General features: G+C 64.8%; 24 protein-coding genes, 1 tRNA gene and 1 pseudogene. 9 read left to right on the top strand and 17 right to left on the bottom strand.

Annotation, left to right across the window (positions count from 1 at the left end; genetic code table 11):
* Window positions 1-139: 139 nt before the first annotated feature.
* Together MNO14_RS06780 and MNO14_RS06775 are read right to left on the bottom strand one after the other, a co-directional pair.
* Window positions 140-943, bottom strand: a complete 804-nt coding sequence (locus MNO14_RS06780) for an amidohydrolase (RefSeq protein ID WP_241945939.1) — start codon at window positions 941-943, stop codon at window positions 140-142.
* Between the two features lie 94 nt (window positions 944-1,037).
* Window positions 1,038-2,888 carry a glycosyltransferase family 39 protein gene (locus MNO14_RS06775; RefSeq protein WP_241945938.1) on the bottom strand — a complete coding sequence of 617 codons (1,851 nt, stop codon included), beginning with the start codon at window positions 2,886-2,888 and terminating at the stop codon, window positions 1,038-1,040.
* 51 nt (window positions 2,889-2,939) lie between these two features.
* On the opposite strand from MNO14_RS06775, the gene MNO14_RS06770 reads away from it, so the two are divergent.
* From MNO14_RS06770 to MNO14_RS06755, 4 genes are read left to right on the top strand one after another with little or no spacing between them, the layout of a single operon-like run.
* Window positions 2,940-3,890, top strand: coding sequence for an AAA family ATPase (locus MNO14_RS06770; RefSeq protein ID WP_241945937.1), 951 nt, complete (start codon window positions 2,940-2,942; stop codon window positions 3,888-3,890).
* 4 nt (window positions 3,891-3,894) lie between these two features.
* Window positions 3,895-4,848, top strand: coding sequence for a DUF58 domain-containing protein (locus tag MNO14_RS06765; RefSeq protein ID WP_241945936.1), 954 nt, complete (start codon window positions 3,895-3,897; stop codon window positions 4,846-4,848).
* Window positions 4,845-6,800, top strand: coding sequence for a DUF3488 and transglutaminase-like domain-containing protein (locus MNO14_RS06760; RefSeq protein ID WP_241945935.1), 1,956 nt, complete (start codon window positions 4,845-4,847; stop codon window positions 6,798-6,800). The genes MNO14_RS06765 and MNO14_RS06760 overlap by 4 nt, the downstream gene beginning before the upstream one ends.
* On the top strand, window positions 6,797-7,288 hold the full coding sequence (locus MNO14_RS06755) for a Slp family lipoprotein (RefSeq protein ID WP_183426417.1): 492 nt from the start codon (window positions 6,797-6,799) through the stop codon (window positions 7,286-7,288). The genes MNO14_RS06760 and MNO14_RS06755 overlap by 4 nt, the downstream gene beginning before the upstream one ends.
* A 16-nt stretch (window positions 7,289-7,304) precedes the next feature.
* Here the strand turns inward: MNO14_RS06755 and MNO14_RS06750 are convergent, their stop codons facing one another.
* From MNO14_RS06750 to dnaX, 4 genes are all read right to left on the bottom strand, one after another.
* Window positions 7,305-7,649 carry a histidine triad nucleotide-binding protein gene (locus MNO14_RS06750; protein WP_183426418.1) on the bottom strand — a complete coding sequence of 115 codons (345 nt, stop codon included), beginning with the start codon at window positions 7,647-7,649 and terminating at the stop codon, window positions 7,305-7,307.
* A 98-nt stretch (window positions 7,650-7,747) separates the two neighbouring features.
* Entirely contained in the window at window positions 7,748-8,347 is a 600-nt protein-coding gene (gene recR / locus MNO14_RS06745) for a recombination mediator RecR (protein ID WP_241945934.1), read from the bottom strand.
* Between the two features lie 112 nt (window positions 8,348-8,459).
* Window positions 8,460-8,780 carry a YbaB/EbfC family nucleoid-associated protein gene (locus MNO14_RS06740; protein WP_047136330.1) on the bottom strand — a complete coding sequence of 107 codons (321 nt, stop codon included), beginning with the start codon at window positions 8,778-8,780 and terminating at the stop codon, window positions 8,460-8,462.
* 2 nt (window positions 8,781-8,782) lie between these two features.
* Window positions 8,783-10,618 carry a DNA polymerase III subunit gamma/tau gene (gene dnaX, locus MNO14_RS06735; RefSeq protein WP_241945933.1) on the bottom strand — a complete coding sequence of 612 codons (1,836 nt, stop codon included), beginning with the start codon at window positions 10,616-10,618 and terminating at the stop codon, window positions 8,783-8,785.
* A 123-nt stretch (window positions 10,619-10,741) separates the two neighbouring features.
* Between dnaX and MNO14_RS06730 the strand changes: the two genes are divergently transcribed.
* A tRNA-Ser gene (locus tag MNO14_RS06730) sits at window positions 10,742-10,834 on the top strand.
* Window positions 10,835-11,108: 274 nt separating this feature from the next.
* Here MNO14_RS06730 and MNO14_RS06725 read toward each other — a convergent pair.
* The 6 genes from MNO14_RS06725 to MNO14_RS06700 all read right to left on the bottom strand — a co-directional run bounded on the left by MNO14_RS06725 (window position 11,109) and on the right by MNO14_RS06700 (window position 16,979).
* A complete protein-coding gene (locus MNO14_RS06725; RefSeq protein WP_241945932.1) occupies window positions 11,109-11,735 on the bottom strand; it encodes a hypothetical protein in 627 nt (208 codons plus the stop codon).
* Between the two features lie 17 nt (window positions 11,736-11,752).
* Complete coding sequence (locus tag MNO14_RS06720; RefSeq protein ID WP_241945931.1) at window positions 11,753-12,565, bottom strand: hypothetical protein; 813 nt, start codon at window positions 12,563-12,565, stop codon at window positions 11,753-11,755.
* A gap of 22 nt (window positions 12,566-12,587) precedes the next feature.
* Complete coding sequence (locus MNO14_RS06715; protein ID WP_241945930.1) at window positions 12,588-13,154, bottom strand: hypothetical protein; 567 nt, start codon at window positions 13,152-13,154, stop codon at window positions 12,588-12,590.
* Window positions 13,155-13,551: 397 nt separating this feature from the next.
* Window positions 13,552-15,492, bottom strand: a complete 1,941-nt coding sequence (locus tag MNO14_RS06710; RefSeq protein WP_241945929.1) for a hypothetical protein — start codon at window positions 15,490-15,492, stop codon at window positions 13,552-13,554.
* Entirely contained in the window at window positions 15,493-16,302 is an 810-nt protein-coding gene (locus tag MNO14_RS06705; RefSeq protein WP_241945928.1) for a PP2C family serine/threonine-protein phosphatase, read from the bottom strand.
* Entirely contained in the window at window positions 16,302-16,979 is a 678-nt protein-coding gene (locus MNO14_RS06700) for a VWA domain-containing protein (protein WP_241945927.1), read from the bottom strand. Before MNO14_RS06700 ends, MNO14_RS06705 begins: the two co-directional genes overlap by 1 nt.
* A 448-nt stretch (window positions 16,980-17,427) precedes the next feature.
* Here MNO14_RS06700 and MNO14_RS06695 point away from each other — a divergent pair, with 448 nt between their 5' ends.
* On the top strand, window positions 17,428-17,694 hold the full coding sequence (locus MNO14_RS06695) for a hypothetical protein (RefSeq protein WP_241945926.1): 267 nt from the start codon (window positions 17,428-17,430) through the stop codon (window positions 17,692-17,694).
* A gap of 14 nt (window positions 17,695-17,708) precedes the next feature.
* On the opposite strand, the gene MNO14_RS06690 is transcribed toward MNO14_RS06695, so the two are convergent.
* Window positions 17,709-17,966, bottom strand: coding sequence for a hypothetical protein (locus MNO14_RS06690; RefSeq protein ID WP_241945925.1), 258 nt, complete (start codon window positions 17,964-17,966; stop codon window positions 17,709-17,711).
* A gap of 222 nt (window positions 17,967-18,188) precedes the next feature.
* Between MNO14_RS06690 and MNO14_RS06685 the strand changes: the two genes are divergently transcribed.
* The gene (locus MNO14_RS06685; protein ID WP_241945924.1) at window positions 18,189-18,680 is read left to right on the top strand and encodes a hypothetical protein; all 492 of its coding nucleotides are present in this window, start codon (window positions 18,189-18,191) and stop codon (window positions 18,678-18,680) included.
* 377 nt (window positions 18,681-19,057) lie between these two features.
* On the opposite strand, the gene MNO14_RS06680 is transcribed toward MNO14_RS06685, so the two are convergent.
* Window positions 19,058-20,155, bottom strand: coding sequence for a DUF4236 domain-containing protein (locus tag MNO14_RS06680; protein ID WP_241945923.1), 1,098 nt, complete (start codon window positions 20,153-20,155; stop codon window positions 19,058-19,060).
* A 756-nt stretch (window positions 20,156-20,911) separates the two neighbouring features.
* Here MNO14_RS06680 and MNO14_RS06675 point away from each other — a divergent pair.
* Entirely contained in the window at window positions 20,912-21,577 is a 666-nt protein-coding gene (locus tag MNO14_RS06675) for a hypothetical protein (RefSeq protein WP_241945922.1), read from the top strand.
* Window positions 21,578-21,825: 248 nt separating this feature from the next.
* On the opposite strand, the gene MNO14_RS06670 is transcribed toward MNO14_RS06675, so the two are convergent.
* Entirely contained in the window at window positions 21,826-22,407 is a 582-nt protein-coding gene (locus MNO14_RS06670) for a hypothetical protein (protein WP_241945921.1), read from the bottom strand.
* Window positions 22,408-23,136: 729 nt separating this feature from the next.
* Here MNO14_RS06670 and MNO14_RS06665 point away from each other — a divergent pair.
* Window positions 23,137-23,351, top strand: a pseudogene (locus MNO14_RS06665) (IS3 family transposase); the annotation flags it as partial.
* A 48-nt stretch (window positions 23,352-23,399) separates the two neighbouring features.
* Here the strand turns inward: MNO14_RS06665 and MNO14_RS06660 are convergent.
* Window positions 23,400-24,302, bottom strand: a complete 903-nt coding sequence (locus MNO14_RS06660) for a hypothetical protein (protein WP_241945920.1) — start codon at window positions 24,300-24,302, stop codon at window positions 23,400-23,402.
* A gap of 464 nt (window positions 24,303-24,766) precedes the next feature.
* A complete protein-coding gene (locus MNO14_RS06655; protein WP_241945919.1) occupies window positions 24,767-25,000 on the bottom strand; it encodes a hypothetical protein in 234 nt (77 codons plus the stop codon).
* Window positions 25,001-25,128: the final 128 nt, after the last annotated feature.

The raw sequence follows: 25,128 nt of genomic DNA, 5'->3' as shown, positions 1-25,128 counted from the left end.
CTGGCGGGGCATTGCGCCCTTGACGGGTGGAGGGTTGGGTGGGGGCGCTTTCCCGGGAAAGCCCATGCCCCCACCCGACGCGCGTTGCGCGCCGGCCTCCCCCGCACACGGGGGAGGCGAAGAGCATCGGGCGTTCGCGCTAGGCGTCGAGGATTTTGAAACGGTCGGCGTCGAGCATCGCCGGGAACCGTTCGCGGTGCCCCGCCAGTTCCGAAGCCAGCAGCGTCGTGGTCGAGACGACCTCGGCGTCGGTGCATTCGCTCAGCGGCGTTCCGAGGAAATCGAGCACGGCGCTGTCGCCGACGTAGTCGAGGCCGTTGCCGTCGCGACCGACGCGGTTGACGCCGACCACGTAACACAGGTTCTCGATCGCGCGTGCGCGCAGCAGGGTCTTCCACGCGTAAGCGCGCGCCGCCGGCCAGTTGGCGACGAACAGCTGCAGGTCGAAATCCAGCTGCCCCGGACGTTCGACATCGAAGCGATTGCGGCAGAACACCGGAAAGCGCAGGTCGTAGCAGACCTGCGGATTGATCCGCCACCCCTTGAGTTCGACCGTCAGCCGCGCCCGCCCCGGCGCGTAACGCTTGTGCTCACCGGCGTAGCGGAACAGGTGCCGCTTGTCGTACCACTGCAGCGCGCCATCGGGCGTGGCCCAGAGCATGCGGTTGTAGACGCCGTCGCCGTCGCGCAGTTGCACGCTGCCGGTCACCGCCGCATCGAGCGCGGCCGCCTGCGCGCGAATCCAGGTCACGGTGGGCCCGTCCATGTCCTCGGCGCGTTCGATCGCGTCGTTGCTGAAGCCGCTGGTGAACGTCTCGGGCAGCACCACCAGATCGCTGAGGCCGCGCAACGGCGCGATCAGGCCGCCGTAGTAATCGCGATTGGCCTCCGGGTCGTGCCAGATCGTGGCGCCCTGGACGATGGAAACGCGGAGGTTGTGCATGCTGCAGCCTGGTCGACGACCGCGACGCGGCCGGACTCCCGATTCTCGTCCGCGCCGCCTGCCGACTCAAGTCGGGCACCGGCGACGCATGCGATCACTCAGGCGCGGCAACGCGCAGCGGCTGCTCGGCCCAGCGCTCGACCGAGCCGTCGCGGCCGACGACCTCCAGCCCCAGCCAGTACAGGCCCGGCGGCCGGTCGCGCAGATCGAGCGTCGCGGTGAAGGCGATATCCGGCTGCCCGGGATCGCGCGAGCGTCCCTGCAGGAAGCCGCCCACGAACGCGTTGGGCAGCCCATAGCGGGCGGTGGCGACGGGCGCGCCATCCAGCGTCACGACGACCGATTCGACACCGGTCACGTCCTTGATCGCCCAACCGCGGACCTCGACCTGCCCCGCCACGCGCGCGTTCGGTGCCGGCGCATCGACATGCGCCAAGACCGGCGTCACGCAATCGGCATCCGGCGCGGCGTCGCGATCCAGACGCAACAGCAGGAAGCGCTGTCCACCACGATCGACGTTGACCACACGCGTCACTGGCAGGCTGCCCAGTGTTGCGCACAGCTGCTGATAGCGCTCGAGCAGCGCGCTGAACTTCACGTCGGTCGCGCCGACCACCACCAACGCCGGGCGGCCGGCGAGATCCGCACGGTCGTCGAGCTGCAGCCCCCAGAGCTGGAGCTGCGGCGCGCGGCCGTGATGGCGGTTGATCGGGTGATCGAGCACGCGGATGTCCGGATCACCCAGTGCGAAACCCAGTTCAGCACCGATCTTGAAATTGTCGGCGACGAGCACCGTGTCGTCGGGCATGTCGGCCCGCATCTCGCGCACCGCATCGGCCAACTGGTCCCAGCCGGCGAAGTTCGAGGGATACCACTTCAGCGCCGTGGCGCGCTCGCGCACCTGCGGCGAGGACACCGCGACGTAGTAGCCGTTGACCAGCAAAAAGCCCGCAACCAGCGACGCCCAGGTCAGCGCCTGCAACCAGCGCGGCCAGCCGACCAGCACGAAGCCGGCTAATGGCAGCAGTGCCAGATAGCCCGGCAGCGGCCAGTGGAAGCTGACGCGCTCGGTATCGGCGACGAAGCCCAGCGCGAAGAACCCGACGACGATCAACGCGCCGCACAATGCGAGGAACCGCGCGGCGTCGTCGGGCATGCGGCGCATGCGCCAGGCCGCGAGCGCGAGCACCGCGAACACCAGCGGCGTCACCAAACCCGCCTGGATCACCAGGAACTGCCAGCCGTCGAGGTGGAACGCCCACGGGTGACGGTCGACCATCTGGAAGCGCAGCCCGGCCTCGGCGTTGGCGAGATTCCACGCCAGCAGCGGCCCCCAGGCTGCCGCACCGAACGCGATCGCAATCCACACCCGCGGGTCGCGCAAGGCCAGGCGACCGGAGGGCAGCGACGCCAGCGCGACGATGCCCACGGCGATCACTGCGATGAAGCGGTAATGGCTCAACGCGCCCAGCGCCAGACCCAGCGCGAGCAACAGCGACGCGCCGTAGGTCACCCCGCGCAGCAAGCGCGTGCCGGCGTCCAGGCACAGCACCGTCGCCAGCGCCAACACCGCATCGGGCAATGCCATCACCCCGAGTGAGCCCAACAGCGGCAGCAACAGCGCCAAGCAGCCGGTGGTCCAGGCCGCATCGGCGTCGAACTCGCGCGCGGTCAGACGCACCAGCAGCCACGGCACCAGCGCCGAGATCGCGACGAACGGCAGGCGCACCGCCAGCAGTCCATCGCCGAAAAGTTCGGTGCCCAGCCGAATCAGCCAGGCGGTCAGCCCCGGCAGATCCGAGTACGCCCAGGCCAACCGTTGCCCCTCGAGCCAATAGAACGCCTCGTCGACAAACAGCGGCAAGCGCACCGCGATGCTCAGTTTCAGCGCGACGACCAGCACCCATAGCGCAATGAACACCGTGCGCATTTCGATCCGCCGCATTGCACCCGACCTCGCTACACTCGGAAAAGAACGTCGCAGGAAAGACCGCGCATGCCCGATCCGTCCACGACCCGCGCCATGCTAACCGACGCGCAGCGCAACGCCCTGTCGTCGGCGCGCGCACAGGTCAATCGCCTGGTGCTCGGCAAGGAGACCGCGGTCACCATGACCTTCGTCGCGCTGCTCGCCGACGGCCACCTGCTGATCGAGGACCTGCCGGGCCTGGGCAAGACCACGCTCGCCCACGCGATCGCCGCGACTGTCGGGCTCGGCTTTCAGCGCGTGCAGTTCACCTCCGATCTGTTGCCGTCCGATGTCGTCGGCGTCTCGGTCTACGACGGCGCCGCGCGGCGCTTCGAATTCCACGGCGGCCCGGTGTTCACCAACGTGCTGTTGGCCGACGAGATCAACCGCGCGCCTCCGCGCACGCAAAGCGCACTGCTCGAAGCGATGGCCGAGCACCAGGTCACGGTCGACGGCACCACACACGCCCTGCCCGACCCGTTCTTCGTCATCGCCACGCAAAATCCGGTGGACCTGTCGGGCACCTATCCGCTGCCCGACTCGCAACTCGACCGCTTCCTGATGCGGCTCAACCTCGGCTATCCCGACCGCGACGCCGAGCGCGCGCTGCTTGCCGGCGAAGACCGGCGCGTCCTGATCGCCGGCACGTTGCCGCAACTGGGCGAAGCCGATCTGCAGCAGATGCGCGCCGCGGCCACCGCGGTCCACGCCAGCCCTGCGCTGATCGACTATGTGCAGGCGCTGCTCGCGCGCAGCCGCCACCACCCCGGCGTCCGCGTCGGCCTGTCGCCACGCGCGGGGCTGGCCCTGCTGCGCGCCGCACGCGCACTGGCCTTGCTCGAGGGCCGCGCGCACGCGCTGCCCGACGATGTGCAGCGGCTGTTTCCATTGATCGCCGCGCACCGGCTGGTCGCCGACGATGCCGGCGACGGCGACGCGCTGGCCACCGGGATCCTGCAGGCCGTGCCGGTCGACTGACGCAATGGCTGCCACCGGCCTGCGCCGCCGCCTTGAACGCTGGATGCGCCCGCGCCACGCCGAGGCGCTGCCGGTGCGCATCGACCGTCAACGTATCTACGTGCTGCCCACGCCGTTCGGCGGTTTCCTCATCGCGCTGCTGGCGACGATGGCGGCCGGCGCCCTGAACTACAACAACAATCCGGCACTGCTGCTGTGCCTGCTGCTGGGCGGCGCGACGCTGGCCAGCCTGCTGTGGACGCAACTGCAACTCAGCGGTTTGGAGGTGCGCGCGGTGCGCGGCGAGCCGGTCCCCGCCGGTCGGTCGATGCCGCTGCACGTGCATGTGGGCGCGCCGCCGGGGCGCGAGCGCCGCGGCCTGCGGGTCGATTGCGAGGACGCTGTCGCCGCGCCGCTGTCGCTGGACGAGACCGGCGGCGAGACCACGCTGGCGCTGCCGACGCAGCGCCGCGGCTGGATGCCCGCGCCGCGCATCCGCATCTCCAGCACCCGGCCGTTGGGACTGGCGCGCGCCTGGGCCTGGGTGCGCCCCGATCTCCGGCTGCTGGTGCATCCCGCGCCCGAAGCGCACGGCCCGCCACTGCCGCTGGGCGCCGGCGAGGACGCGCAGGCGCGACTGCACCCGGCCGGCGACGACCTGCACCACTTGCGCGAATGGCGCCAGGGCGACGCGCGTCGCGCGATCGCCTGGAAAACCTCGGCCCGGCGCGATGCCCTGGTCGTGCGCGAGTTCGAGCGGCCGCAGGGGGCCGACGTCGTGCTCGACTGGGCGGCATTGGGCGGCCTCGGTCACGAGGCGCGCATCCGGCGGCTCGCGCGCTGGGTCGACATCGCCGAACGCGACGGCGTGCGCTCGCTGCTGCGCGTGCCCGGCCATGCACCGCTCGGCCCCGACCGCGGCGCGCACCACCGCCAGGCCTGCCTGCGCGCGCTCGCGCTGCTCCCCGACGGCCCATGACTCGCCCCGCCGGCCAGCCGCTGGACGCACGCGGACGCCGCCGCACGCTGCTGGCCGCGGCGGTGTGTCTGCTGCCGTTGCTGCTGCAGCTTGCGCTGCCGGTGGCGATCGTCGTCGCCGCGGTCGGGGTGCTGGTCACGTCCGTCTCCGGCCGCCGCCAGCTGCCGGCCTGGCTGCGCGGCGCCGCCGCCCTCGCCCTGCTGGGCTGGGTGCTCGTCCAGGCCGGCGGCACGGTCGGACGCGAGACCGGATGCGCGTTGCTCGCGGCGATGCTGGCGGTCAAGCCGTCCGAGCTGCGCACACTGCGCGATGCCCGCAGCCTGCTCGGCTTCGCGCTGTTCGCGCCGTTCGCCACGTTCCTGCTCGACCAAGGCCCGCTGTCGCTGCTGCTGGGCCTGGCCGGCACGTTGCTGGTGGTGGTCGCCCTGCTCGCGCTGTCGGATGCCGAATCGGGCCTGGCACCGGACAGCGACCGTCGCCGATGGGCGACCGCGCTGCGTCTGATCGCGCTCGGCCTGCCGCTGGCGCTGGCGGTGTTCTGGTTGTTCCCGCGGCTGTCCACGCCACTGTGGGGCGTGCCGGACCGCGCCTCGGCCACGCCGGGGCTGTCGGACGAAATGGGCGCAGGCCAATGGCTGGATCTTCTGGCCGACGACTCGCCGGCGCTGCGCGCGGCGTTCACCGGTCCAGAACCGACGGTCTCGCAGATGTACTGGCGCGGGCCGACGCTCACCGACTACGACGGCCGCACCTGGACACGCTCGCGCCGGCAACCACCGGCCAGACCGGACCTGATCGCCCATGGCACGCCGACCTGGGACTACGAGGTCGTGATCGAACCGACCGGACGCGACCTGCTGGTCGCGCTGGACCTGCCGACCGCGTTGCCCGACGGCGTGCGCGGCACGCGCGACTACACGTTGCGCAGCCCGCGCCGGCTCGACAGCGTCAGCCGCTGGCGCCTGCGCTCGGCGCCGCCGCGGCAGTTCGAGGCCGAACTGCCCGCGCTTGCCCGCGCCGAGGCCCTGCGCGTGCCCGCCGGCCTGAACCCGCGCACCCGCGCGCTCGCCCGGCAATGGCGCGCGGAGACTCGCGACGACGCCGCACTGGTCGCACGCGCGCTGGCCTGGATCGAGCGCGACTTCGCCTACACCCTGGACACGCCGTTGCCCGGCCGCAACGCGATCGACGACTTCCTGTTCGACCAGCAGGCCGGCTTCTGCGAGCACTTCAGCTCGGCCTTCACCGTGCTGATGCGCGAGGCCGGGATTCCCGCGCGCGTGGTCACCGGCTACGTCGGCGGCCGCCGCAACGCCTACGGCAACTACTGGCTGGTGCGGCGCATGGACGCGCACGCCTGGAACGAGGTCTGGCTCGAGGGCCGCGGCTGGGTTCGCGTCGACCCGACCGCCGCAGTCGCGCCCGAGCGCATCTACGACACGCTCGAAGACCGGCTCGCGGCCGGGCGCGTGGGCGGCGCGCGCTTCGCGCCGATCTTCGACCTCGGCGACTGGGCCAGGCGCGGCTGGAACGATTTCATACTCGGCTTCGATGCCGACCGCCAGCAGACGATGCTGCACCGGCTCGGACTCGGTGGGCTGGGCGCCAGCGGCCTGGTCGCGCTGCTGACGGTCGTCGCACTGCTGGCGCTGGGCGCGATGGGGTGGCTGATCGCGCGCAGCGAACGCGAGCGCGACCCCCTGCTCCGCGCCTGGCACCGGATGGGCCGGCGCTACGCCCGTCGCGGCCTCGGCCGGTTGCCGCACGAGCCCGCCTCGGCCTGGGCGGCGCGCATTGCGCCGGCCACCGGCGACGCCGCCGAGTTGACCGCACTCACCCGCCGTTTCGTCGCCGCACGCTACGCTGCGGACCCGGCCGACCCCATGCTGGCGCACGACCTGCGCGCGCATCGCCCCACCGCAACGCCTGCTGCGAAGGAGACCTCCCCATGAGCCCCGCCCGCCTGTTGCCCATCAGCGCCCTGGCCCTGCTGCTCGGCGCCTGCGCCTCGCAGCCCAAGCCCCTGCAGGGCGGCTTCGCCGAATCGCCCACGCCGCATGCCGCCGTGCAGGGCGACTACACCGGCACCGCAGTGCGCTGGGGCGGGCGTATCGTCCAGGTCGAGCCGCGGCCCGACGCCACGTGTTTCGAGATGATCGCCACCCGGCTCACCGCGACCGGGCGCCCGTACTGGGCCAGCGACGACACCAACGGCCGCTTCATCGCCTGCCGCGCCGGCTTCTACGACCCGGCCGTGTTCGAGAAGAACCGCGAAGTCACCTTCACCGGCCGCATCGCCGGCTACGACACCCGCCGGATCGGCGAGTACGACTACCGCTTCCCGCGCCTCGATGCCGACGTGGTCTACCTGTGGCCGGTGCGCGAGACGGTCGACGTGCTGACCCGCCCGGCGCCCTGGCCGTGGTGGGGCTACTGGTAAGCCCGCGCCGGCACGCTTACGCGGGCGTACCGAAGCGCCCGAGCGGCGCACCGGCGAGCAGGTGCAGATGGATCTGGTACACCGTCTGCCCGCCGTGGTCGTTGCAGTTCATGACGATGCGATAGCCATCCTTGTCGAAGCCCTGCGCCTTCGCATAGCGCGCGGCGGCCAGCGCAAGTCGGCCGATGACCTCCGGCGCATCCTCGGGCACATCATTGAGCGTGGCGTAATCCTGCTTGGGCACGAACAGCACATGCACCGGCGCCTGCGGGCCGATGTCGCGGAATGCGATCAGGTGCTCGTCTTCATAGACGATGTCGGCCGGGATCTCGCGGCGGATGATCTTGTGGAAGATGGTCATGGAAGCGTCACTGGTGATTCGCGATGGCCCAGAGCATACCGCTGCCGCCGGTCGCGCTGCCGCCCCGTCGACGCGCAGCGCACGTCACCGGGCCTGGATCACGAATCGCCGATTTCGCTGCGGCTGCCGAACGCATGCGACAGCGTGCCTCGATCGACGAACTCCAGTTCGCCGCCCAGCGGCAGGCCGTGCGCCGGGCGGCTGGGCCGCACGCCGTGCTGGCGCGCGATCTGCGCCAGGTAGTGCGCAGTGGCCTCGCCCTCGACCGTGGGATTGGTGGCGATGATCAGCTCGCGCACTTCGCCCTCGGCCAGCCGCGCGGCCAGCAGGTCCAGGCCCAGCTCGCGTGGGCCGATGCCGTCGAGCGGACTCAGCCGGCCCTGCAGCACGAAGTAGAACCCGCGGTAGCCGGTGGCCTGCTCGATCGCCAGCCGGTCGGCCGGCGTCTCGACCGCGCACAGGGTCTGCGCATCGCGCGACGCACTGGCGCATGTCGCACACACCGGCGTCTCGCTGAAATCGCGGCAGCGCGCGCAGTGACCGATCTTCTCGACCGCCTCGGCCAGTGCCGCCGCCAGCCGCGCGCCGCCGTCACGCCCGCGTTCGAGCACGTGATAGGCCATGCGCTGCGCAGACTTCTGCCCGACCCCGGGCAGCACGCGCAACGCATCGATCAGTTGTTCCAGCAATGCGGACATGCGCGGACGGAGGTCAGTCAGAAGGAGGGGCCACGACGCGCGCGCCGCAGTGAACCGCGGTGCGTCTCGGCGAACGGGGCGGCGAGGCGCCCCGCCCTGGATACCGTGGGCCTTAGAACGGCAGCTTCATGCCCGGCGGCAGCGGCATGCCGGCGGTGGCACCGGCCATGCGCGCCTTCGACTCCTCATCGACCTTGTTCGATGCGTCGTTGAACGCGGCCGCGATCAGGTCTTCGGCCATCTCCGGGTCCGACAACACCGACGGATCGATGCGCACCTTGCGGCAGGCCTTGGCACCGGTCAGCGTGACGCTGACCATGCCGCCGCCGGCGCTGCCCTCGACCTCGAGGTTGGCCAGCTCTTCCTGCACGCGCTGCATGTTTTCCTGCATCTTCTGGGCCTGCTGCATCAGCTGGCCGATATTTCCACGCATCATCAAAGTCCTTGTTCGTCGTAGGGGCGAATGGAATCGGGCACTAGGCGCGCGCCCTGTTGCGACATCAGGCGCTGCACGTCCGGATCGGAGAGGAAATTCTGCTCGGCCGCCGCCTGCAACGCATCGCGCTGCTGCGCATTGCGTTCGTGCAGCGTCGGCGCCGTGCGCGCGGCCGCGGTCTCGAAGCGAATCTGCGGCGTCGCGCCCAGCGGCCCGGCCAGCGCGGACGCCAGCTGATGGACCATGATCGGCGCCTTCAGGTGTTCGTCGGACTCGGGCAGCGCCAGCGTCAGCACCTCACCCTCGAGCCTGACGAAAGCCGCGCTGGCCGCCAACTCGCGCACCGGGCCGCGCAGCGGCAGATCGGCCACGAGATCCAGCCAGCCGTCGGCATCGAGCGTCATCGACGGCTGCACGGCCGGCGGCGCCGGTTCGGCGCGCGGCGCGGGAGTCGCGGGCGGCTCGGCACGGGTCGCAGGGATAGCTTCGGGGACCGGTGCAGGCGGAGGGGTCGGCGGCGCCTTGCGCGGCATGTCGATGCCCTGGCCCGCGGCCGCCATCGGCACCGCATCGACCGGCGCGCGCGGCACCGGACGCGCCAGCGTTGCGGGCTCGAGCGCCGGCGCAGCGGCCCGCGGCGCCGCCGCAGACGCATCGCCCAGCGCGGCCCGTGCCGCAACCGGCCCCGATGCCCGGCCCTGCCCGGCACCGCTGCCCGCCGGCGCCCCGGCGTTGCCGCCTTCGGCCGGCCGGAACGCATACATGCGCAGCACGGTCATCTCGAAGCCCGCACGCGGACTCGGCGCCAAGCCGAGATCACGGCGGCCGTTGAGCGCCATCTGGTACCACAGCTGCACGACCTCCGGCCGCACCGACGACGCCAGCGTATCCAGATCGAGACCATCGGCCTCGATGCCGACCTCGGGCACCAACTGGCGGACCTGGATGCGGTGCAACGCTTCGGACAGCGCATCGAGCACGCCCGACCAGTCAGGCGAGAACTCGGCCAACGCCGCGACCTCGGCCATCAGCCTCGCGCCATCGGCCTGCGCCAGCGCCGACAACAGGTTGCCGACCCGCGTGCGGTCGACACTGCCGAGCATCGTCGCCACCGCCGCATCGGCCAGCGCACCGCCCTCGCCGCCCGCACCGGTGTAGGCAATCGCCTGGTCGAGCAACGACAGTCCGTCGCGCAGGCTGCCATCGGCGGCCTTGGAGAGTTGCCGGATCGCCGCCGCGTCCGCAGCGATGCCCTCGGCCTCGAGGATCCGCGTCATCTGGCCCTGGATCTGGTCCTCGTCCAGCCGCTTGAGGTTGAACTGCAGGCAACGCGAGAGCACGGTGACCGGCAGCTTCTGCGGATCGGTCGTCGCCAGCAGGAACTTCACATGCCCCGGCGGCTCTTCCAACGTCTTGAGCAGCGCGTTGAACGCCGACTTCGAGAGCATGTGCACTTCGTCGATCAGGTAGACCTTCACCCGGCCGCGCGAGGGCATGTACTGCGCGTTGTCGATGAGCTCGCGCACATCGTCGACGCCGGTGTTGCTGGCCGCGTCGATCTCCAAAAGGTCGATGTAGCGCCCCGCGTCGATCGCCAGGCACGTCTCGCACGCCCCGCACGGGTCGGGCGAGGTGCCGCGCTCACAGTTCAGGCTCTTGGCGAAGATGCGCGCGATCGTCGTCTTGCCGACGCCGCGGGTGCCGGTGAACAGGAAGGCGTGGTGGACGCGGCCGGTCTCCAGCGCGTTGGTCAGCGCACGCACGACGTGCTCCTGCCCGACCAGCTCGGCAAACCGCTTCGGACGCCACTTCCGGGCGAGGACGAGATAGGACATGCCGCTATTCTGCCACGGCCGTCCCCCTTCCTTGTGACCGGGCCCCGGCCCGGCTAGAATGGCCGGCCCGCGGCGGTCCAGCCGTCGCAGCGTGCCGCCCCGCGGCCCGCGCGGGACAGATCCGGAGAGGTGTCCGAGTGGTTGAAGGAGCACGCCTGGAAAGTGTGTAAGCGTCTAAACCGCGCTTCGGGGGTTCGAATCCCCCTCTCTCCGCCAGAAATGCAAAGCGCCCCGCAAGGGGCGTTTTGCGTTTTCGAGGGAGGCCTGCGAAGACTTGACGAGCCACTCGGTTCGAGGGTTTCGCCTAGAGCGAATCCGCAAAGTGCGGGAGACTGGTAGGGCTACTTTCTGACGAAATTGCCAGCCCTTCAGAGTCATTCGTTCACATACCAAATGCCGATCTCTCCCCACCACGCCGGTGATAGCGCAAAAACGCGTGCGCGAAAGCGGTGGCCTATAGGGCTCGCCGCCGTCAATCAACGCGCTCGCATTAGGGAGTCCCGTAAAGGTTTCGCGCCCTTGTGCTTTCCAGCGCACATCTTGCTGGCAGAGGCACACTCCGAGCCAACGGTATCCCCATCACGCAAGACTGTGGCAGCGTCGGTGTTCCATGGCCAACGCCGAGAACATGACCCACCTCGTGCGCCACCACGTAAGCGAAATCGAACGTGTTGAACGGAACCGGGTTGGGACCACAATGGAACTCACCAGACGCCCAGTAATCGGCGTTGACGCGAACATGCGCCGAGCGCAGCTCCCTGACCGAAGCCCCGTCAACCGTAATCCAGCGGATGAATGTTCCCGGAGGTGCCTCGGCGAGGTTGATAGCGCCTGACACCATTCTGGACGCTGGTTCCATCTGAATCTGGATGTCCGTGCTCGCCGGGTTGAGGAACCCTGAGAAGAAACGCCCTGATTGTGTCGTGCTGAACCTTGACGCGCCGTTCCAGTGCGCAAACCCACTTAGTACCTTCTGATCGCAGGCCGCCGGCAGGTTGAGTCCGATCTGGTAAGGGTATGCGTTGTTGACAAGCTTCCATTCGTAGTTCTGAGCTTGGGACAGGGCCGGCGCGGCCAACAACGCGGCAACGAGCGAGCATGTCTTCAATGCGTTCATAAGTGTCTCCTGATCCTTCAGTTTGCTGAGGCGATTTTCTTCGCGCCCATGGACGCATGCACCTCGCTCACCTCGATCGTGGCGCCGATGTAGGCACTCGTCGCCGCATAGCCACCCTCGCTTTTGCAAAACGGCTCAAACTGTTGCGCGACAGCACCTGGGGACGTTGCATTGCCCAAAGCGTTGCGGAACTGCCCAAGAGAGCTAGAGAGGAAGAAAACGCACTCGACCCCCTCCTCGAAGTTGGCCCGCATCGAACTGACCGAGAGGAACCTGGGCGCGCTCTTCTGCGACGCGTCGACAACTTGAACGCGTACGGTTTCATTGGAATTTCCCTTCTCCACCCCGGTTACAATTCCCAACACCGCCGTTTCGCTCACCGCCATCAAGTCATCAAAGCTTGCGCGGCCTGCCGTAACTCGAACTGCAGATGCAGCCACGTCGATGCCAACATTGCTCAGCGCTTCCATCTTCTGAGGCGTCATTCCGACAGACGCCAAGTAGTGTGCAGCGGTCAGCGCCAGCATTTGAACGACGTCAGACTTCTGCTGGGGCGTCTCGCCGACGACGTTGTAGGTGCTGAATCGGTCTTCTCGAACAATCGCGTTGTAAATTGCATCGATGTCCCGCTCGAGCCCGGCCGCTTTGAGGGCCGCAAAGTTCTCGCTCAACTCTTGGTTCTTCATCGCGAGGTAAGTTTCGACCGGATCCTGATAAGCCGCCGGCCGATGATCGAACACCTCCTGCTTTGCGTCCGACGCTTGTAAGGGAACCACCCCACCCATCACGCTAAGCGCTGCTACCAATACACCCAATCCGTTTCTGGACATGTCATTCTCCTTTTTTCCAACCTCACAGTTGCTCCAGCACCTCCGTGTAGGAGGCGTAAATTGCACGATGTTGATTGTTCGAATAGAGCCGGCCGGCCTCAATCAAGTAGAAGCCCCGATTAAGGCTAGATGCCCCTACTTGGGGCGTTCCCGATAGCGCACTCACTTGCTCTTCGTAGGCGTCTTTTGAGAGCGTGATAAGAAATCGCTCGCCAACGTAAGCCTCAAGCGAGGGACGGTCGATGCATCCAGCTGCGTAGCTGCAAAAGAGCCCACTGGTCGAAAACGGCATCGCATATGGGGTGGTGACGCGGTTTCCCGCCTTGCACGTCCCTATATGGCAACGCTCGATCGTCCAGACCAATGCGCCATCCATGCCGTCGGCGCGACTGGCTACACTAACCTGCTCGAGGCGCGCATCAGCGATCATATCCGCACCAGCTGCAAGTGCGGCAATGTCTCTTGCTGAAACATCTCCGGCCGCCGGAGCAGCAATATCGTTGCGTTGCGAACACGACGTGAGAAGCACTGCGACCGCGGCAACAGCCACCCAGATGCGGCGGCTGATAGCGACGTGCGACTTGCCCATGCGACCTCTCCACCCGTCCTTGATGAAGGGACCGTGCCGACGTGTTTGTTAACGACTCGCGAAGATGAAAACGTGAACAGGGCACACTGCCGCCATTCGCACATGCATCAACGCTGCAAGAACTGCATAGCGACGCGCTTAACGTCCTATTCTAAATTTCCCGTGAACTCTCTCCGCGACATCCGATCAGTTCGAAAGATGAGCGGGAAAACTCGAATGATCCGTAGTGGCGAGGGCACAGGCATCGATGCCACGAGCTCGCGGCTTCTTTGGTACGGTCATGCTGTCAAGTTGTGGCAATGAGCAGCAGGCCGCTTTGGAATCCATTCCGCCTAGCTTGTTCGGCTGCAAGCAAGCGCCTCCTTGGAAAACCAGCACCCACGTGCTCAGAGAGCAATCAGGCGCCGCGAACGCCAATAGCCCGCGCGTCGGCACGTGCCTGAGCGTATCGCCCAACCGCATCGCGCATCGCACCCTCAAGCGCTTGACGCTGAGCGGTGGCCACCTGTCGCATCTGCTGCAAATCCGCCCTGCCAGCCTGAAGTCCCTTGAGAATTTCTGCCCGGCGAACCGCAATGCTGCGGTCAAGGTCGGCAACAAGCGCCGGATCAACTCCGCCGCTCGCATTGAACCGAAATTTCCCCTCTAGCCCGCGCCGCCACTTCAATAGCCGCTCCGTAAGCGCCGGCCCAAATCCAGGCACATTCATGACAGCGTGCTTGTCGACATCAGCCGCCGTCTCGATGCCGAAAGACTCAAGCATTGCCTTCTTCGCGGCGCCGATCCCAGGGATCAGGGCTCGCTCAATCTCGAACTGATCCAAGTAGGCGCGCAGCGCGTGCGTCTGGCGATCCTGGACAAGCCGGCTGTAGCGCGCATCGCGCTTTTGTTGCAGCTGGCCCAGCTCAGCTTTCAGCGCGTCCAAGCCTTGACGCTTGGCGCGGAACTGGGCATCCGCATGATCTTCGCGCCATCGCACGCAGAGACCCTCGAAATGATTCTTTGCCTGGCGAAATCGATTCTCGATCGGTGCTATGTCGCTGCGTCCACGGCTGTTTATCCAAACGCCGAGACCTGCGCCCAAAAGTCCCCACAGAAGGATCAGATCAACGCTGACCAGCACGCCGAGAAGAACAACGCTGAGCGCGACCGCCCATGCCACCGCCTGCCATACGCCTTTACGTTGCCCTAAGGCCGCGATCGCAGGAGAGGCTAGGACCGTCGGCACCTGTGGCGGCGCGGGCCAAGCAGGGAGCGCGATTGACACGATGTCGCGCCAGATCGCGTCAGCATTCGCGGGGCCGCTTTGCACTGGCGGCGCCGATCCAAGGGGCATTCCAAAGAGCGTAATGCCGGCCCGCTCGATTGGGCACCATGGGCACGCGCTGAGCGCGCCGTAGTAGTAATGCGCGGGACGGGCGGAGCACCGAGCGAACTTTCTCTCGACCAACTCAAGCGCTTTGATCCACTCCTGCGCGGCCGGACGCGCGCCCGGAGCCGTGCCCGCTTGCCCAAACGCACGCTCCCAAAGCTGCGCCACCGACGCAGAGGCCGCAGATGCTGGCGCGCTAAATGGAGGCGGCTGCATGCGCAGCGCAGCGCCGTTTGCGGTGTACGCGTATCGAAATTCCGGGATCGCCTTCTCGATCGTCATGTCTCCCGGGCCGCTGTAGCGCCCTGCAAATGGGTGCCGCCCGTTGAGCAGCATTTGAAAAATCAGGACCGCTAGACCGAAGTTGTCGTGATTAGCAGTGCGCGTGATCGATGCGAAGGCCTTGCCCTGGAGCTCTGGAGGAGTGAAGTCTTGGACACCGACTTCGCAACGAAACACGCGCCCCTGATGCGACACCTGAAAGCTGTCGGTGTCGATCAGTCGCACAGTTGCATCTGATGCGACGCGAACGCCGCCATGATTGACGTCTCCAACGAGGTGCCCGGCCTGATGAAGCGCCGCAAAGGCACGCGCCGTGTTGAGCGCGGCACGCACCACCATGCGCCAGTCAGCGTTTGGGAAATCCGCGAGGCGACTCTTGGGGCTGTAGAGCCTATGGATGTCCTTGGAGCCGCGCAGGTTCTCCATCAAGAACCCGCGCACCTTCCCATCTGGCTGGCGGAGTACATCGATGGGCCACGCAGTGAGCTGACTGATCACAGATGTGCGCAGGCTCGGCATTACTGCAAGCTTTGCGCTCCGCTCCGCGTTTGCAGGCGCCAGGTAGATCTTGGCTGCGAGCTCGGGCCGCCCACTCACTTCGTAGACTGAACCCTCGCCACCCTTCCCGAGGAGCGCGCCGAGGACCACCCGGCCCGCGCTGCCGCGGACATCGGGCGCGCTCACTCAGGGCGCCTCGGCAGACAGCGCAGTCGGCTGATACGGCGGCAAGCGACTTGCTAAGATGAGCGTCTTGTCGTCATCCGTCCGCTCGCATACGACAGGCGATGACAGATATTGATCGAGCTTCTCAGACAACTCTTGGTCAATGCCGCCCATCGGCAAAGCCCGCACAGCCTGAAACATCCGGTCAAAGAACGGGCCGTGAACCGTCTGGGACGCGTAGTGCAGCACAAGCGCCTCAATACCGTCTGTAAATGCGGCAACTTCATCGATTGGGCCGGCTTGCGATGAAAACTCGACGTTGTCAATCGCGGCCGGGTCGGTTACGAACACCGTCTGATTGATGAACTCGCCATGCTGTGGCCAGAAGATATAGGCCCAATCGTCCCCACGCGGACGCACGACCATCGCGCCATCTCCAATCTGCAAGAAGCACGCATGATCTGGGGATACGATCGCCGCAAGCAGCGTGCAGGCGTACTCGCGAACCGCCATCCCGTCCTGATCTGCGCGATGGCTGATCCTGGCCACGACATTGCGAATCCATGCCTGTGCGGTTTCGCGCGTGAGCGCACTCAGCTCATTGCCATCGTTAAGAAAACCGCGCACCGAGTCGAGAAGCTCTGCGGTTGCAAGCTGCGCGCCGCTGTCGGACCGAGAAGCGCTACCGGCGCCATCAGCGGCCACCAGCACCAAGACAGGGTCCTCACCTAAGAGCGCCCAGGCATGCGCGTCCTGACAGGGAGCACCTGTCTTCCAGTGCGAAGTTCCGAGCGCAGATGCGGCTGCCAGCCGCCACGCCTGGAGATCCATTAAACCGTCGCCCATCCTTCGGGAACGGCCGGATTCTGCAATGGCACAGCGTCCCCAGGCGTGGACCGCGAGACGGCGCTCATGGAGTTGGATAACCAGCTAAAGAGCTCGCGGAACTGCAGTCCCCGCAGGCTCAGCGGCGCGCGCACGGAGATCTGACGCAGCGTCCCCATGTCTGCGCCCTGCACGCCCACGGCGAAGAACTGAAAATTTTTGGTTGCCTCGCCGTCACGCACGAGCTCGGCTGCGCGCTTCCAGTTATCGGTCGGCGCGCCGTCGGTGATCAGAAAGATCCACGGGCGGTAGTAAGACACGCCGTTGGCCTTGTAGATCTCTTTGCGCTGGCGAAGCATCTCAAGCCCCTGCTCGATCGCAGCGCCCATCGGGGTATCTCCAGTGCACGCAAGCGTTGGCGGATAGAAGCTGTCGGCGGTCACGAACTCCGTCATCGTCTGAACGGGGCCAAAAGTTACGATCCCTACCTCAACGCGCTTGGCGGCAAGAGAATCGGCGGTAAGCTCTTCGCGAAACTGCATCAGCCCTTCGTTGAGCTGCTGAATTGCCGGGCCGTTCATCGACATCGAGGTGTCGAGGAGCAAGAGGCACGCGCACCGGTTCTCCGGGTTCTCCGCGAAGGTGTGTGCGCCGAAGGGCATCTGCTCAAATTCGCTCGTCATATCGGATCTCCCTGTCCTGGGCAGAATTCTAGTCCAAAAGCTTGGCGCCTGAGCGAGGCGGGCTTAGCATCCGAGCATGCTGACCGCGCTTCCCACCGCCACCGCTTCCTGGAAGCCCCGCGGCGCCGCCGATTTGGCGCCACTCGTCGCCTCGGGCGCGGTGCTTACAGGGCTTTTGCTCACCCTTGCGCTTGGTGATCAATCATATCCCGAGCTACCCTCCTCCGCGTCGACTCCGCAGGAAGTCGCCGTGGCTCCGGCCGAGGCGCTCGCGCTCCGAGCAGCGCCCCCGAGCGTGCGAAGTGGCAACCGGGGCTCCATCCGGCTTGTCGCAACGAATGCCCTTCCTTCGCAAAAAAGCCCGTTAGCGTCCGTAGGCGGCTGCCCTCGCTCACAGCCCCACCTCCCCTCGCCTGCCGCAGCTGCAGCCCTAAAAGCGGGCTGGCACGTGAGCGCTGACCTGCATCGAGCCGGCTACCAGCTCGTCCTTGTGGACGCAGGTGTCGAGCGCAGTGGCGAACGCTGCGTGCCGATTGGCGCGTCTGTGCTTGTATTTATCGAGTCAGGGCTTGTCGCGATCGCCTACGACAGAAGCGGCGTATCTGCTTCACGCTTGGCAGCGATCGAGCTTGAAGAGCCTCATGGCGTAAAACTGATGGGCGGCGCGGGCACGCTCGCGCATCTGGCGCTAGGCGATCAACTGATCCTTCGCTAGGGGCACCGCTGGGCTCAGCAGATCGCTTGGGTTTCCACGATCTGCTTGAAGTTGGACTCGCGCAGCACACCGATTGCGTATCCCTCCGCGATGAGCGCCTCCGCCTTCAAATGTTTGGCGCTCTTGGTCTTCCCAGCGAGCTTGCGCGCGTCCTGATCTCTAACGATCAAAAACGTCGTCTTCTTGCTGACCCTAGCAGCGACGTCGCAGCCTGCCTTCGCCGCCAGATCAGGGGCATGACGCCGCGGGATATTCAACGACCCTGTGAACACCGCGATCTACCCAAAGAGCGGCCCCTCACAGTTCCCGAGGCGCGTTACGTGCCCCTCTTTACTCAGATCGATCAGGGGCCGCACGCGCCTCTTCCAGTCAGTGAGCGTTAGCCCTGTCGCCTCGCTCGCGCGGCAGAGCACCTCCCGCGCTGCGCGCGCGTCTTCGAGCGCATCGTGTCGCTCGAAGCGAAGACCAAGAAACGCAGACACCGGACGCCGGCCATGTCCACGCGCGCCAAAGCGATCCAGCCATGCCCGCCGGACAACGCGCGCGGTGTCAAGCCACTGCCAGACGGGCACGCTCAGGCAATAGCGCTCACAAGCACGGCGAGCCGCCCCCCCCTGATCGAACGGGGCATGACAAGCAACGATACTCGCGTCCAAGCGCTGCCTAAGTGCTTCGACAATCTGCGGCCCTGTGGGCGCGCCGCGGGGATCTGCTTGGGTGATCCCGTGGATGTTGACATTGACAGCATCGAATTCGTCCTCCGGATCGACGAGCGCCGAATACGAATCGACATGTCGCCCATCTCAAAAAAAAGCAACGCCAACCTGGCAAATGCTGCCAAGATCAGCGTTGACCGTTTCAACATCAAGGGCTGCAAAGTCCATTTTTCTCCGATGGAGATATCATGCGGTATCTATTACGCCCTGATGAGCTGGCAACACGGCATGATCGTTAGGCGACACCGTGTCCTGCGCGCTACGCTTTAGGCGGACTACTTGTTTGGCTTGTGCTTGTGAGGCTTGAGCGAAGGCGTATTTCCAGGTGTTTCTTTGTTGTCTCGCCTTCTTTTATCAGGCTCGCCTGTCGAGGGAGCGATTGGCTTTGGACCCGGTTTGATTGGCATAAAGAGCCTCCTTTTCGATTGATGAAGAGTAATTACTCGCGGTGCCGCCTAACGCAATTTCGTAAGTGCCGTTCGAGCCAGGAAATTCGATTCCCGACCCTGCCACTGATCCCAAGGCGAACACCACAAGCCACCCTTTATCGCCGATGTCGACATTTTGCAACTCAAACTACGCACGGACCTCAGATTGAGCCCAAGCGAAGCTTGCGCGCTATAGCAAATGCGCACGGTAGCTGCCACCTAGGATTTCACAACGCGAGAGAGGGCCTGCAGCTGCGTCGCGAATGCGATAGCGGCGCCCCCTTTGGAGACGTGCAGCAGCTCGTCGATCCCTGTCGCACTAATGATGCCGAGGCGATCGTAGGCGCAGATCGGAATCTGATGATTGTTCTTAAATCGCTTGTCAGGTCCGCCGCGCTTGTTCACGAACCGCCAGGTGTAGCCCGTAATCGTCGCGTCAGAAGGCACGCCCTCATCCTCAATAAAGCTTGTCGGGCCCGCTTCAAGGCGCAGGGATCCGAATGACGCACCACCCACGCCAGAGCTGTCGTAGATCAAGACGCGATCTGGAAAGAAGTGGAGCGTCTGAGCACCGACCTCCACTGCAATCGTTTCGACATTCGTCTTCACGAAAGGCGGTGCAGCGCGAGATACGAGCGTTCTCCGACGTTTTACGAGGCCACTGGCGCCCGCATGATACTTCGCATCATGCACATGTGCGCGCGCCGAAATGTGCCACACGCGAGATGCTCCCGCGATCCCATCGGCTGCCCTGTGGAATGCTTCTAGCGCTTTCTCAATATCCCTATCGAGCTCGTAAAGGAGCACGATAGATTTGCGCATGAGATCGGCGTAGTAGGCCCATGCAACGCCGATCCCGCCGACAAGGAGGGCGACCCAGAATGCCCAGACCGGAGCGCCTTGCATGAACAGTATTAGCAAGGCGGTGATTAGCGCCGTGAGAGCCCACGGCCAAAAGCGGACTCGCCGCTGCTTCTCGCTCAGTTCATCAAGCAGTTCCGCCGATGACGAATCAACGATTGTGGTTGCGAGCGCGGAATCGATGTCGACCATAGGACCGTGCGTGCCTGATGGCACATCGCTCCAATCGAGCGGAGCGGACGGCGGCATGGGCACCCTGGACGTGCTTTTTGGACCCGAAACCGCTGGAAGCGTCGCGCGATAATAGATGCCGCCCCGCCCCATGTGGACGTAGTTGCCTCTTGGGCCGGCCCCGACACGAAGACCCTTGACGCCGACGGACACACCGACCCCACTCTTGGAGAGGTTGAATCTGAACAGACCCACCCGCACGCTTTTACGCAGATAGATTCCCATCAATCAAGCTCCCTTTGACCCTCGATGCGCTCACACGCACCCACCAGCAGCTCCCGAGGCAAACCCTTTGCAACGCAGCGGCGCCCCACTCTGGACCCTTGCGCCGATGGTGACAGATATTTTCGTAGCCTAGCATTAGTATTCAGGCCGCACGCGTCGTACCGAAGCCCTGGAGAACGCCTGGAACTACCTTAGGGGGGCAGGGACACTTTCTGGGACACGTTCCGGCTGCTGGCTTGTCAAGCAATTCAGCGGGTTAGGCCGGATCTCTAGAGGCCCCCCCCTCTCCGCCAGATGTACTTGTAAGTGATCGAATCAAAAGCCCCCCTTCCGGGTGGTTCTTGTTCTCCCTCCATTGAACCCGTGAGCACCTTGAGCTGTGCTCTCAATTGGTGCTATGTGCCTGAGTTCCTTGTGAGTCGCTAGGAAAGACTGCTTACATAGGCACGGCGTAATCGCGTGCGAAGTCACTCAATTTGGTAGAGCGGGCGACCTGCCCCGGAACAGCAAGCTCTCACTTTGCTTTTTCTGAGTGCCGCCTATCGTCGCGGATAAAGAGGAGACCAACAACCTGGTGGGTTTTTTGTGCCCGGCGCTTTGCGGGTACAACCGACGCGATGCCTGCGTCGGGAGGGCGGCTAATACAACACCCTTCGGGGAAATACGCCCGCCGTCTGTCTGCGGTTTCTAACCTCCCGACTTCCCGTCCGCCATCCGGTGGGCGGGTCACTTCGATGGAATGAAGGAGGCAACATCATGTCGAACCGCGAATCGAACGACACTGAACGCGCTGGCTACTTCCTGCCGGAAGACGACAGGACTCGGCTGACAAAGCTGCGCGACCACATGGAATTCCTGTCGCGCCTGGCGCAGCCGCGCACCTACGATGAGGAGCAGGACGATCCGCCCGAAGTCAGCCACGGCGATCTGGCCACGTGCCTGGCCATGTTGGCCGAGCAGGCGGAGCTGGTGCTGGAGGCGATGGCGTGGCGGCCGTCGCCGAACGCGCGGCCTAAGACGCGGACAGCCGCCGAAGCAGACGACCCGGCGATTGACCCCGACGAGGCTCAGCACACGAGGCAGGAGGCATCAGCCGCACAGCCGACGCCTGCAGCCAGCGTGCCGGAGGCCTACGTCTTCGGCGTCACGATCGATCAGGCGGACGCGCTCGACCGCCTGGTCCAGATGCTGATGGCGCATGGCGACGTCATCGCATCCGGCCATGAGGACGACCTTGCGGATGACACCGTGCCGGCACTGGGGCTGGCGATCTCGGAAGGTGCGGATGCGGTGCGGGAGATCCTCGACCAAGTGCAGGAACAGTTGATTCAGCCTGCAACGACATCGCGTTGCAGCGTGCGTGAGGAACGGGCGGTCTATGGCCCGGTACCGAAGCAGGCAACGCGTCTTTCCCTGCACTAGCTGAGTAGTGGGGGGCGGGTTCGCCGTCGCAGTGCGTCGTCTTTCCGGCTGGCGCACCCGCCCTCCTTCTTTGGACCGCCGTCGCTCAGCGTCTCTGATCTTCCGCGGCGCATCAAGTTGCCCATAGACCGCAACAGCGAACGAGCCGCCCGCACAATGTGGTGCGGGCGGCCCGGAGATCACTCGCATTCCAATCGATGTCGCAACTCGCTTTCCTGCGCCCTCGTCGATTCAAGCGAATCCGAGCGCTACTCCTCAATGCTGAATTCAGTGCCCGGTGTAACCCGGTTCGCCTGCTCCTCCTGACCCACCTCTACCGGCTTCTCTGGCGGAGGCGCATGCATCGTGAAGTGCTCTGCCACCACGAATGCTGGCGGTTGAACCGGCGGCGGCTTCAAGGTGGCTGATGTTGCCACCACCATGGTCAGCATGTCCTTCAGCGTCGCATCGTTGATCGATTTATTCATCGCCATTTGGCACATGTAGAACAGCCCGAACGACAGGAATGTCGTCCGCTCTGTCGCAACAAGTGCTGACGTTGAATCTGATCTGAAGTCGCCTGCGCCACCGCCCCCGGCGTTGCCCTGCCCCGCCACATTGACAGCAGCCGCGCCGCGCCCAGACGTGCCCACGTTAACCAGACGCGTTGGCAACTGCAGACATGCTTTGTCGCCCAGTACGACTGCGGCGGCCTTATCAGGACTCCAGGTCGTGACTGTGCCGATCGTCTTCTCACTCTTGCCGTCACGCTGAACGATCGACTCGCTTTTGAGGGTCGAGCATCCCGCACTCGCTATCGCAACAACAACCACAGCCGTGATCGCTTTCATGTTGCCCCCTGACCGGCAGCGTCATGCCACCGCTGAGGCGTTTTACCACAGCCGGATACTGGTGTATGAGGAGCCCGAATTCAGGCGGTGCGGGAGTCGGCAGACGCATCGTCTGCCATTCCGGAACACGTGCTTGTGGCCACCGCGTTGGCACAGGCGCGCAGCACGCGCATCAGGCGCGACCGCCCATAGGCACCGCGGCTGTGCCGGCGAGGAATGTGCACAGGCCAGCCCGCATCGCCGCATCGGGTCTAGGCGATCCCAATGGTGCCACCAGTCGTGGAAGCCGGACACCGATACCGCCAGCAGGCGGCACAGCATCTGCAGTGGATAGCGAGTCCATTCATCAGCGACGAAGGCACACCTCACTTGGACCCTCTAGCGAAGAACGCACCGCCGCTACTTTTAGGATCTCGCGCTCCATCGTGAACGTGGCGCTCGCGACCCACAGCCGGGCCAGCTCGCTCTCCATCTCACTGACCGGCGTGCGGCCGGGCGAGCTCAGCGGCTGGCTGGCCGGAGGCACCCAGCCAGTTGACCAGCGCCTTGGCCGACATGCCCCGTTGCCGGGCAGCCTTGGACGGCCTGACCAACTCAACTTACGCCACACCCTGGGCCTTGAAGCAATCCGGGTAGCGACGACGGGTAATGCGCTGCATTGGAACCGCCAGTTGCGATCAAAGTATCGCTAGCTGGCGTCCGCTCCTGGGGGGATTCAGTCTGACATACTCGATGACCGATGGTTGCGGCTGCTACCAGAACGCGTTGGCCGAAGGCATCACCGGAATCCTCAGATGCGAACTCTTGCTCCATCGCCTGCAGGATCTGAGGCAGGCCCGTCAGATGGTGCCTGAGACGGCGGCGATCCATAATGTGGAGCGCCCTCCCCTGTTTCTAGAATGCAAACGCCCGATGCGATGCATCGGGCTTCCTTGGCCGCCTGACGGCGGCCGAACCATTCTCCCAAAGGTGTCAACCTATGGCAGGAAGGGTCACCAGATAACCCGGACCACCCTGCAAGTCCTGTTCTGTCCAGCGCCGGTGCAAGAAATCGTGTTAGCACTCCCTGTCTGAGGACCTAGGTTGACGATTTGCGCTCCCAAGTCGCGAAAGTGCTGGGCCATCCGATCAAGGTTGTCCCCCCCATGGCTGGACCAAGTTCCTTCGACTTCTGCAATATCGCTTGGAACATACTGATCCCCAGCCGTGCGCGGACTGTCGGCTTGGTACTCCCCATTCGGATTGTTAACAGTCGCCTTGAAGTACGCGTAGCTACCATCCTTAAACACGACCTTGATGATTGCAGCAGTCTGCTCCTTTAGCTTGAGATAGGAGACAGCCACCTGCCCCATTTCTACCAAGCGTTCCAGGAAGTTCGGATCAACAGCAGCGGCCAGGGTTGCGGTATCCCCGGTCGCTGTCTCCAACATCCTCTGCATGTTCTTGTCGCGTACCAAGTCATGCACCGTGCTATCCCGAACATGCGGATACTGAGTCAGGCGCTCGACCGGCACCACATAGATGGGTCGTAGGGTGTTCTTCCCGTATGAGTAAGCCTGTGTCGCTATGCGAAGCTCTTGAGTCGCCTCTGCGGGCGGTATGCGTTTCGTACCACTTTGGCCGCTCAGCACGCCGATAGACATCGGACGATCAGGCCTCCCAGGATTGCCTGGGGTGGGATCAGAGGGAATATGCCAGTACTGCATCGTTCCGGCGGGCAAGTTGTACACCAAAAAATGGCCATTGCCTGCGTTGATGGCCTGGGCGTAGAAGTCATTTTCCGTGACGCATGTGTCGCATCGAATTGGCTTGTAGAAGCCATTTGATGCGTCAACATTCCCGGCCGAGAAAAAGGCCAAGACGCCTACCAGCGCTCCGACTGCTGAATATTTCAAGATCAACTCTCCATGTAATAATCATAGATTACTTTTACATACTAACATAAGCTACGATATGGCGTCCAGCTAACGCTTGAATTCTGAAATTGTAAATAATAGCTGCGGAAATAATTATAATTTCGCACTTAATATCGTTTGACATTCCAATGCGCGACTCTTTGCCTCACGCGCCTAGCGCCTCTGACCGCACCCGGGAAGATATCCGCCTAGATCAGGAAGTGGTGCTAGCTACCGCCTGTCAACAACCACAGCCGTGATCGCTTTCGTGTTGCCCCCTGATCGGCGGCGTCATGCCGCCGCTGAGGCGTTTTACCACAGCCGGATACTGGTGTATGAGGAACCCGAATTCAGGCGACGTGCGGCTCGGCAAACGCACCGCCTGCCATTCCCCAAGCGAACAACGAACCGCCCGCGATGTTTCGCGAGCGGTCCGCAGATCGCCGACTTGGCGAATCGATTACTCAGGGAATGACGCAATATCCACTGGCGTCGAACCTGCACTCGTACAGAAAGCGCCATTCGCCGTTCTGACACATGAAGACGCGCTGCCCGTTCAACAGATCAACAGATCCGATCACGCCGTTGGCGGTGCATTCGCTTGCAGGTGGCGTCTCGAATGACTGAGACGATGCGGTTCCGATCGTGAGCGACAACCCGACGGCAAGGGTGCCCAGCATCTTCGTCAATGCCTTCATCTGCTTTCTCCATGCGTTGGTGTGATGCGGCAAGAGCCGCACGGCCCAATCTGGTAGGCCAAATGGAGAAGGAGAATCAGATAACTCCTCATGTGCCCGTAGGGATAGTCCTACGTGCACGCATGTGA

It is taken from the genome of Luteimonas sp. S4-F44, from assembly GCF_022637415.1.
Classification (GTDB): domain Bacteria; phylum Pseudomonadota; class Gammaproteobacteria; order Xanthomonadales; family Xanthomonadaceae; genus Luteimonas.
This window is presented reverse-complemented; position numbering and strand designations above follow the sequence as displayed.